The 9,493-nt window shown below is 71.1% G+C and carries 8 protein-coding genes; 7 read left to right on the forward strand and 1 reads right to left on the reverse strand.

Annotation, left to right across the window (positions count from 1 at the left end):
• The 4 genes from VOI19_RS07540 to VOI19_RS07555 all read left to right on the forward strand — a co-directional run.
• On the forward strand, positions 1-975 hold a 975-nt coding region (locus tag VOI19_RS07540; protein ID WP_323792346.1), incomplete at its 5' end, for an endonuclease/exonuclease/phosphatase family protein.
• An 88-nt stretch (positions 976-1,063) separates the two neighbouring features.
• Positions 1,064-2,635: a hypothetical protein gene (locus VOI19_RS07545; RefSeq protein WP_323792347.1), complete on the forward strand. Its 1,572-nt coding sequence runs from the start codon at positions 1,064-1,066 to the stop codon at positions 2,633-2,635.
• Positions 2,632-2,874 carry a DUF6752 domain-containing protein gene (locus VOI19_RS07550; protein WP_323792348.1) on the forward strand — a complete coding sequence of 81 codons (243 nt, stop codon included), beginning with the start codon at positions 2,632-2,634 and terminating at the stop codon, positions 2,872-2,874. The genes VOI19_RS07545 and VOI19_RS07550 overlap by 4 nt, the downstream gene beginning before the upstream one ends.
• An 8-nt stretch (positions 2,875-2,882) precedes the next feature.
• On the forward strand, positions 2,883-4,037 hold the full coding sequence (locus VOI19_RS07555) for a hypothetical protein (protein WP_323792349.1): 1,155 nt from the start codon (positions 2,883-2,885) through the stop codon (positions 4,035-4,037).
• Between the two features lie 30 nt (positions 4,038-4,067).
• Here VOI19_RS07555 and VOI19_RS07560 read toward each other — a convergent pair whose 3' ends face one another.
• Positions 4,068-5,195, reverse strand: coding sequence for a hypothetical protein (locus VOI19_RS07560; protein WP_323792350.1), 1,128 nt, complete (start codon positions 5,193-5,195; stop codon positions 4,068-4,070).
• Positions 5,196-5,344: 149 nt separating this feature from the next.
• Between VOI19_RS07560 and VOI19_RS07565 the strand changes: the two genes are divergently transcribed.
• The 3 genes from VOI19_RS07565 to VOI19_RS07575 all read left to right on the forward strand — a co-directional run.
• On the forward strand, positions 5,345-6,541 hold the full coding sequence (locus VOI19_RS07565) for an acyl-CoA dehydrogenase family protein (RefSeq protein ID WP_323792351.1): 1,197 nt from the start codon (positions 5,345-5,347) through the stop codon (positions 6,539-6,541).
• Positions 6,542-6,677: 136 nt separating this feature from the next.
• Positions 6,678-8,813: an acyltransferase family protein gene (locus VOI19_RS07570; RefSeq protein ID WP_323792352.1), complete on the forward strand. Its 2,136-nt coding sequence runs from the start codon at positions 6,678-6,680 to the stop codon at positions 8,811-8,813.
• A partial coding sequence (locus VOI19_RS07575) for a DUF2332 domain-containing protein (RefSeq protein ID WP_323792353.1) occupies positions 8,813-9,493 on the forward strand: 681 nt, incomplete at its 3' end. The genes VOI19_RS07570 and VOI19_RS07575, both read left to right, overlap by 1 nt.

A 9,493-nucleotide genomic window follows, 5' to 3' on the forward strand; every position in this document is an offset into this window, starting at 1 on the left:
GGCGTCTTCCGGATCTCCAACTGGCGCGGCAAGCCCAAGGGGCGCGTGGTCGAGATCGGACGTCGCTTCGCCAACTGGGTGACCCTCCAGGACGTCGAGGGCCGCACGGTCTCGGTCGTCTCGGTGCACATCGCCCCGCTCGACAAGAACATGCCGGATCTCCTGCGTCGTTCGATCAAGCGCCTCGCGGTCCTCACCGCCAGGCTCGCGCCGGCCGGCCCGGTGCTGGTGGGTGGCGACTTCAACGTGCACTACAAGAGCGGGCGCTACCCGCGCGACCTGATCGACCCGACGGGTCTCGCCCCGACCTTCGACACCCTGGGCAACTTCTTCCCGACCGGTGACCACCACGGCGCCACGATCGACTACGTGTTCAACCGCGGCGCCGAGACCCTCGTCGCCGACCGCCACTACCCGGTCGAGCTCAAGTCCGACCACGACGCGGTCGTCGCCGGCCTGTCCTGGCTGGGCGACCTCGAGTCCGAGAGCGTGTCGGTGCGCAGCAACCCGGCCGGTGGCGCGGCCGAGCGGCGCTCGGTCCTCAAGAGCATCAAGGTCGGGATCAACTCGGTCCCTGCCGGCGGTGCGATCCGTCTCGTCACGCGTCGCGTCGACCTGTACGCCGTCCGGGCCCGCCTGGTGGCGGCCGCGCGACGTGGCGTCGCCGTACAGGTCTCGATCGTCGGCAAGCCGCTCTCCGAGGTGGAGAACAAGCTCGCCCAGCAGCTCAGCGAGACCGGTCAGGCCTCGAGCTGGGTGCGTCGTTGCACCGGCAGCTGCGCCCGGACCTGGGACGCCGCCTCGACTCCGCGCACCCTCATGCTGACCGGCGAGGAAGCCGGCTCGTGGTCGGTCCGCTTCGACGTCGACCGGTGGCTCACGGCCGCGGTGGTCGAACGGACCACGTCGGTGACCCGCAGCGTCGGCGAGAACGCACTCCAGGAGGCGAGCGACCTCGTCGCGAGCCTCGGCTGAGGCTCCCTCCGGTCCCGGCCTGGTTCGGTCCCGGCCCCGGTCCCGGCCCAGGGAGTCCGTGCCCGGGAGCGGCCGATATGGTGCCCCGATGACTGTGTCGCGGGTGCGTGTCGATGGCGAGGGCGTGCGCGCACGATCGCGCGACGAGGCCATCCTCGACGTGTCGTTCGACGGCCGTCGGATCTGGTCGTTCTGGCTCCACCGCGACGGCGGCCGCAGCGGTCTCGACCACCTGGTGCCCTGGCCCGAGACCCTGACCGACTTCCTCGACGGTCGGGCCCGGATCACCGTGCAGGAGCACGGCGTCGACGACGTCCTCTTCGACGACGCGGTCACGTTCGGGGAGTCCGACGAGCCCATCGCGATCGTCAACGGCCGGGGGCGTCCCATCGCCCTCGACAAGTACTTCCGACGTGTGGAGACCTTCGAGGGCCGCAGCGACGAGGCCGTGCGGCCCCTGCTCGACTCGATCCAGGAGGTCATCGACGTCGTCGCCGAGTGCGGCATCGAGGCGTTCCTGACCTACGGCACGCTCCTGGGAGCGGTGCGCGACCAGAAGCTGATCGGGCACGACAGCGACGCCGACCTCGGCTACGTCTCGCGCCACAGCGACCCGGCCGACGTGGTCGTCGAGAGCTTCGCCCTGCAGCGCGCCCTGCGCGCTCGCGGCTACCAGGTCGTGCGCTACTCCGGTGCGGCGATCAAGGTGGACGTCGTCGAGAGCGACGGAGCCGTGCGCGGCCTCGATCTCTTCGGCGGCTTCCTGCGCGACGGCCAGCTGCATCTGCTGGGCGAGATCCGGACGCCGTTCGAGCGCGAGTGGATCTTCCCGCTCACCACCGCGGTCCTCGAGGGCCGCTCGTTCCCCGTGCCCGCCGACCCCGACCGGCTCCTGGTCGCGACCTACGGCGAGGCGTGGCGCACGCCCGACCCCGCCTTCCACTTCGAGACCCCGACCACGACCTCACGCCGCCTCAACGGCTGGTTCCGTGGCACCCGGGTCGGACGCTCGACCTGGGACCGGCTCTACCTCTCCGGAGCCTTCGGCCGACGCCGTCATGTCGCCGAGGCAGCCCGTTGGGTGGTCGACTCCGAGCCCGACATGGCCTCCTTCGTCGATCTCGGCTGCGGTCGCGGTCGGGAGGCGTCGTACGTCGCCGAGCAGGGGGTGCCGGTGCTGGCCCTCGACCAGAGCCGCTTCTACTTCCGCCACCAGGCGCGCGCCTGGGAGCCCGGCACCGGCCCGGACTTCCGGACCTTCAACATGCTCGAGGACCGTCACGTGGCCGTCGCGGCCGTCCGTGGCGCCCTCCTGCCGGGACCTCGGATCCTCTTCGCCCGGCACCTGGCCGACGCCACCTCGGCGGCTGGCCGGCGAGCGCTGTGGCGCACGGCCAAGAGCATGCTGAGCGACGGCGACGGTCGGTTCTACCTCTTCTTCATGTCCGTCGAGGGCGACGACGGCTACGGCGTCGACAACCAGGTGGGCGAGCTGTCCCGCGAGGTCGTCGAGGAGGAGCTGAAGGCCGCCGGGGCCCGCATCACCTACTGCGAGGAACGGCCCGCGAGCCCTGCGAAGGGGGCCTCGACGCTGTGTCGTATGGTCGCCGAGTGGCCTGGCCACCCCGAGCGTGACCCAGCGGTGAGGACAAGATCATGATCGAAGACGACGAAGCCCCGGGGCGCGTCCGCACGGTGGCCGACAAGCTGTCGGCCGTGTCGCCACTGGCCTTGAAGCGACGGATCGCCGTCCTCGAGGAGGAGGTCCAGGAGTGCCGGCAGACCAGTCTGCGTGTCGCCGAGCTCACCGACCTCGTCACCGAGCTGCTGGTGCCGCTGGTGCGCGGTGACAACGCCGAGGCCCTCGAGATCCTCGACCGCTACCACCAGAGTCTCTGAGCCCGACCGTGGCAGCCACGACCGGGCGCCTCTTCCTCCACGTCGGCCTCCAGAAGACCGGCACCTCCTACCTGCAGAGCATCGTCTTCGAGTCGATCGACGAGCTCGCCGCTCAGGGCGTCGCCGTCGTCCCACCGAGCAAGCGACGCACGTTCTGGGTGATGCTCGACGTGCGCGGTCGCTTCCGGCCCGACTTCGACCCGCCTGAGGTCGCGGAGTCGGTCGACCACTTCGCGCAGGTGCTCGCCGAGACCGAGGCGCCCGCTGCGCTCCTCACCGAGGAGTCGCTCGCGCCCGCCGACCCCGAGCAGATCCGACGTCTCCTCGCAGCCTGCGGTGATCGTGAGGTGCACGTCGTCGTGACGCTGCGCGATCTCGCCCGGCAGATCCCCTCGGCGTGGCAGGAGTCGCTGAAGGCCGGCGCCAGCGCACCCTTCGACACCTACCTGAGCAAGCTGCGCCGACACGACGACACCCCCGGTCATGGGCTGTGGCGCCAGAAGGACGTGCCGAGGCTGCTGGCGGCGTGGAACGACCACGTGCCGAGCGAGCGCATCCACGTGGTCACCGTGCCGCCTTCGGGCAGCGACCCCACGCTGCTGCTCGACCGCTTCTGCCAGGTGCTCGGAGTCGACCCCGCCTCGTTGACCACCGACGTCGTCCGGGTCAACGAAGGGCTCAAGCACGTGGGCGCCGAGGTGCTGCGGAGGGTCAACGCCGAGCTCGCGCCCACCCACCGCAAGCGCGACATCTACGGCGACGTCGGCAAGCGCTACCTGTCCACCCGGATCCTCGCCCAGCAGCCGGGGGAGCGCATCGCCGTCCCCGAGTCGTTCCGCGAGTGGCTCCAGAGCACGTCTCGACGCCACATCGACTACCTCGCGGCCCAGGGTTTCGAGATCGTCGGCGACCTCGAGGACCTCTACCCCGACGACCGGAGCTTTGCCGGCACGTCGACCGAGCCCCCGGCCACCGAGGTCGCCGACGTGGCCGCGAAGGCCCTGGCGATCGTGATCGGCGACGAGATGGACCGGCGGCGCGAGGTGCGTGCCAACCGGGTGGCACGGGCCTCCGGCTCCACGGTGACTGCCAGGGTGACCGCTTCCGGGTTGCGACGCCGCGTCGCCGCGCGGTGGGCGCGACTGCGCGGCCGTCGCGACTGAGCGCTCTGTCGGGTCCGGTCGAGGGGGTGGCTAGGCGCGTGCGCGGCGCAGCCGCGACAGTGCGCGCCGGGCGAGTCCGGGGGCTGCGGCGCCCGGTGCGGCCTGGTTGCGGGCGCGGCGCAGGTCCTGACGCAGTCCACGGATGACGTCGAGGTCGGCGTGGCGCTGCACGAGCATCCCCGCCATCGCCTCCAGCGAGACCTCGAGCAGCCGCTCGTCGCTCGCCGTGAGCTCGGGCGTCGCGCGCTCGGGCCAGACCGGCACGAGGTCCTCGACGTCTCCGACGAGGTGGTAGCCGGCCGCGGTCAGACGCTTGACCTGGTCGCGCGACGCGCGCTCGCACCACTCCTGCTCGGCAGCGGGCAGCACGAGTCGCTGACCCGACTGCCGCGCGAGCACCTGCTCGGCGTACCAGAACTTCACGGTGCGGGCGTACGCCGAGCGGTTGGCCCGCAGTCGCTTGCCCAGCGTGCGGTTGACCCGGCGCAGCAGCTCGGCCTGCTCGTAGCCGATCGAGGCGTTGTCGCGCGCGACGTCGGCGTCGAGTGCGGAGGCGTCGACGTCGATGATCGAGCAGAACCTGCGGAGCAGCTCGTCGGGAGCTGCGCCGCTGGGCGGCACGGTGACGACGTGGACGCGCTCGGGGGGGAGCGAGCCGCCCCAGGTGTCGGCCACGGCGGCGAAGTCCTGCCCGCTCCAGAAGCGGTGCTCGGGATCGGTGCGCACCTCGCGCAGGAACGTCTCGTAGGTGCCGGTGTGGCGCGTCTTGACGAACTGCTGCCACTCCGAGGGCAGCTGACGGTCGAGGGAGCGCGTGGTCACGATGACGTGCACCTCGAAGTCGCCCAGGCGGGCGAGGAAGGCGTCGGCCTGCTCGCGCGAGACGACCGAGAGCAGCTCGTGAGTGATGAGCACGTCACCCTCGGCGCGTGCCAGCGCGGCGTCGAGACGCTGGAGGACGTCCGCGGCGCGGGCCGGGTCGGAGGCGGGGGCGTAGACGTCGCGCAGGTGCAACGTCAGGAAGAAGTGGTCGTTGCGACGCAGCGGGAGACCGATGCCCTGGTCGGCCAGCGCGGTCCGCGACTGCCACAGCACGTTCTGGAGGTACGACGTCCCCGTCTTGGGACTGCCGACGTGCAGGAAGCAGCGGCGAGTCATGGTGGGAGACTATGACAGAGCGGTCCCACGATCCGGAGGGCACCCCAAGGGTGTTCCGTACTCGCCGGTAATATCGCACAGTCGACGTGGACGCCCGATCCGCCGGCAACGCCGACCACCGTCACGCCCCGCAATGAAGGAGCTCGAAGATGACCCGACTGTGTGAGACCGAGGGACTGACCGAGGATCAGATCCAGATCCTCAAGGCGGTGCGCACGTTCACCGAGGAGAAGATCATCCCGGTCGCCACCGAGCTCGAGCACGCCGACGAGTACCCGCAGGAGATCGTCGACGGTCTCAAGGAGCTCGGCGTCTTCGGTCTGATGATCCCCGAGGAGTACGACGGCCTCGGCGAGTCGCTGCTGACCTACGCGCTCGTGGTCGAGGAGATCGCGCGCGGCTGGATGAGCGTCTCGGGCGTCATCAACACCCACTTCATCGTGGCCTACATGATCATGCAGCACGGCACCGAGGAGCAGAAGAAGAAGTACCTGCCCAAGATGGCCACCGGTGAGATCCGTGGCTCGTTCTCGATGTCCGAGCCCGGCCTGGGCTCCGACGTGGCCGCGATCAAGACCAAGGCCACCAAGAACGACGACGGCGGCTACACCATCGACGGAGCCAAGATGTGGCTCACCAACGGTGGCTCGTCCAACCTGATCGCCGTGCTCGTCAAGACCGACGAGGGCGCCGAGAGCGTCTACAAGAACATGTCGACCTTCCTGGTGGAGAAGGAGGAGGGCTTCGGCGAGACCGCTCCCGGCCTGACGATCCCCGGCAAGATCGACAAGATGGGCTACAAGGGCGTCGACACCACCGAAGCCGTCTTCGAGGGCCACCAGATCGGCGCCGAGCAGATCCTCGGTGGCGAGGCCGGCAAGGGCTTCTACCAGATGATGGACGGCGTCGAGGTCGGCCGTGTGAACGTCGCAGCCCGCGCCTGCGGCATCGCCAACCGCGCCTTCGAGCTCGGCATCGACTACGCCCAGACCCGCGAGACCTTCGGCAAGCCGATCGCCGAGCACCAGGCGATCCTCTTCCGCCTCGCCGAGATGGCGACCAAGGTCGAGGCCGCGCACTCGATGATGGTCCGTGCCGCCCGCCTCAAGGACAAGGGCGAGCGCAACGACGTCGAGGCCGGCATGGCCAAGTACCTCGCCGCGGAGTACTGCAACGAGGTCGTCGAGGCGTCGTTCCGCATCCACGGTGGCTACGGCTACTCCAAGGAGTACGAGATCGAGCGCCTGTACCGCGAGGCCGCCTTCATGCTGATCGGTGAGGGCACGGCCGACATCCAGAAGATGATCATCGGTCGTTCGATGCTCAAGGAGTACAAGAAGGCCTGACGCCTTCTGCTCCACCCGGCGCACCCGAACCCGCCGAGGCACGCCACGAGCGTGCCTCGGCGGGTTCTTCGCTGCGCGCCCGCGCGTGTGGCACCATCTCGCCAAGCCTGCCCACCGAGAGGTCGAGAGCCCCACGATGTCCGAAGTGCCCCGCCCGACCCGCTCGTCGTTCCGGGGCGACGTCCAGGGGATGCGTGCGGTGGCCGTGGTCCTGGTCATCCTGGGCCACGCGCGCCTGACCGGGTTCTCCGGCGGCTACGTCGGTGTCGACGTCTTCTTCGTCATCTCCGGCTTCCTGATCACCGGACTGCTGCTGCGTGAGGCGACCAGCACCGGCCGCGTCTCGTTGCTCGACTTCTATGCCCGTCGAGCGCGCCGGATCCTCCCGGCGGCCACGGTGGTGCTCGTCGGCACCGTCGTGGCCTCCGCGAGCTTCCTGCCGGTGCTGCGCACGACCGAGATCTTCAAGGACGCCGTGTGGTCGGCGTTCTTCGCCGCCAACCTCCGCTTCGCCGCCGTGGAGACCGACTACTTCGCCACCGACCAGCCCGTCTCGCCGCTCCAGCACTACTGGTCGCTGGCCGTCGAGGAGCAGTTCTACCTGGTCTGGCCGGTGCTGCTGCTCCTGCTCGCCGTGGTCGTACGACGGCGCGGTGCGGGTTCGCCGTCGGTGCGGTCGCTGGCCCTGGTCGCCCTCGGAGCGGTGACGCTGGCGTCGTTCGCGTGGTCGCTGTGGGCGACCTACGCCTCGCCGGCCTCGGCCTACTTCTCCAGCCTCACCCGCGCCTGGGAGCTCGGGCTCGGCTCGCTCCTCGCGCTGCTCTTCGGGGTCGCGCCGCGAGTGCGGCTGCCGCGCTGGGCGCTGGAGGTCGGCGCGGTGCTGGGGCTGCTGGCGATCCTCGCGGCGGTCCTGCGCTTCGACGAGCAGACCGCGATGCCGGGCTACGCGGCCCTGCTGCCGGTGCTCGGCGCGGTGGTCCTGCTCGGGGTCGGCGGACTCGACGGCGGGGAGCGCACCGGGGTCGCGCGGCTGCTGTCCACCGGCCCGGCCCGGGTGATCGGCGACTGGTCGTTCTCGCTCTATCTCTGGCACTTCCCGGTGCTGCGCATCGCCGGCGCCTACTGGCGTGAGCGCACGCTGTCGCCGGGGCACCTGGTCGTCGTCCTCGTCGCCGTGGTGGTGCTGAGCGCCCTGACCTTCTACCTGGTGGAGCAGCCCTTCCGTCGCGGGCGCTGGTGGCGGGTGCCGCGCGTGGCCGTGGCGCTCTACCCGGCCAGCGTCGGGGCGCTGCTGATGGCGCTGGTGGTGAGCCAGGTCTGGGTCGAGCGTCGACTGGACGCCAACGCCGACAACCCGGCGATCACCGCGGCGGAGTACGCCGACCGCGTCGACGGGCCGCCGCTCAGCGACGACCCCGCGCTCGCGATCGTGCAGGCGTCCGTGCTCGCGGCCCAGGAGCGACGCGCGGTGCCCGGGGCGCTGGTGCCGCCGCTGACGGGGATCCGTCAGGACACCGCGCCGCTGGGGGAGTGCGACTACCGGGTGGGCACCCACGACCTGTGCCCGGTCGGTGACACCGCGGCCGGCCGCTCGCTGGTCGTGCTGGGCGACTCCCATGCCAGAGCCTGGACGCCGGCGACCAACCTCATCGCCGAGCGCCACGGCTACACGGCCTACAACCTCGTCTACACCGGCTGCCCGGCCAGCCAGGCGCAACGCCTGGATCCCGAGACCAAGCGGCCGTGGCCGGAGTGCGACGACTTCAAGGACTGGGCGCTGGACACCATCGCCGACCTCGACCCCGAGCTCGTGGTCGTCGCCAGCGCGGCGCTGCCCAAGGTCGTCGCGCTCGACGGCACCAGCGTCGTCGGCTTCAACCGACCGGCGAAGTTCCACGCCGTCCAGATGGACGGCATGCGGCGCGAGCTCGAGCTGCTCCAGGACCTCGCGCCGAGGGTCGCCCTGGTCGCCAACACGCCCAAGCTGCCGCGCGAGCCGGGCGTCTGTCTGTCCCAAGGCGCCCCCGACCTGGGCGCCTGCCTCTTCGAGCCCGGCCCGGAGGCGCGGCGCTACCAGCGGGGCTTCGAGCGGGTGGCCGAGCGGCTCGGGGTCGCGGTGGTCGACGCCGAGAAGTGGTTCTGCCACCGCCGGCTGTGCCCGTCGGTGGTCGGGCGCTACGTGACGATGCGCGACAGCGAGCACATGACCACCGCCTACGCCGAGACGCTGGCAGACCCGCTGGCGCGCGAGCTGGGTCTCGAGGCACGCTGATGGACCTCGTCGAGAGCGTCCGACGCCAGGCGGTCGCCTGCGAGTCCCTGGGCTCGCCGATGTATGCCGCGCTCCTGGAGCGGGTGGCCCTCGACCTCGAGGACGGTGGACCGAGCGCCGAGGTGCTCGCCGACCACGTCGACGCCCCCGGACCCTCCGCGACCGCCCTGCGTCTGCTCGGCTCGGTGCACCGGCTGGTGCTGGAGCGGCGGGCCGGCGCGCTGGCGACCTTCTACCCCAGCGTCGGCGGCACCTGGGAGACCGAGGGCGGCTGGGCGGCCTTCCGCACCCTGCTGGCCGACGAGCCGCAGGCCGTGCGCGAGTGGCTCGACCGGCCGCCGCAGACCAACGAGGTCGGTCGCTCGGCCGCGCTGATGGCAGGGCTGCTGGCGTTGACGACCGAGCACGGCGACCTGCCGGTCCGACTCGCCGAGATCGGCTCCTCGGCGGGGCTGAACCTGCTCGCCGACCGCTTCCGCTACACCTCGAGCGACGGCCGCTCGGCCGGGCCTGCCGGGTCGCCCGTCGTGCTGGAGGGTGCGTGGACCGGCGACGTGCCGCTCGCCGCACCGTGGCCGCGGCTGGTGGAGCGGCTCGGCAGCGACGTGATGCCGATCGACGTGGCCACCACCGAGGGCCGGCTCGGGCTGACGGCGTACGTGTGGCCCGACCAGCAGAGA

Source organism: Nocardioides sp. (assembly GCF_034670285.1).
GTDB lineage: Bacteria > Actinomycetota > Actinomycetes > Propionibacteriales > Nocardioidaceae > Nocardioides.